The 282-nt window shown below is 70.9% G+C and carries 1 protein-coding gene; it reads left to right on the top strand.

The features are described from left to right. Positions 1-282, top strand: a 282-nt coding sequence (locus ACQG3P_RS19470; RefSeq protein ID WP_426805961.1) for a glycine zipper 2TM domain-containing protein, incomplete at both ends; no start/stop codon positions are given.

The raw sequence follows: 282 nt of genomic DNA, 5'->3' as shown, positions 1-282 counted from the left end.
TCGGGCGTGCCCAAGACGTGCAGATGGGCACGGTCCAGTCCATCCGGGCGGGGCAGATCCAGAATGACTCCCGTGGCGTGGCCACCATCGTCGGCGCCGGCATCGGCGGCGTGGCGGGCAGCTCCATCGGTGGTGGCCGCCGTGCCAACACCATCGGCGCCATTGCAGGTGCGGCAGCAGGCGGCGCCGCAGGCAATGCGCTTGCCCGCAGGGCACGCAACGGCGTGGAGATCACCGTGCAGCTGGAGAACGGCCGAACCGTCGCCGTGGTCCAGGATGGCA

The organism is Stenotrophomonas sp. SrG (assembly GCF_050031795.1).
In the GTDB taxonomy this organism is placed as follows: domain Bacteria; phylum Pseudomonadota; class Gammaproteobacteria; order Xanthomonadales; family Xanthomonadaceae; genus Stenotrophomonas; species Stenotrophomonas rhizophila_A.
This window is presented reverse-complemented; position numbering and strand designations above follow the sequence as displayed.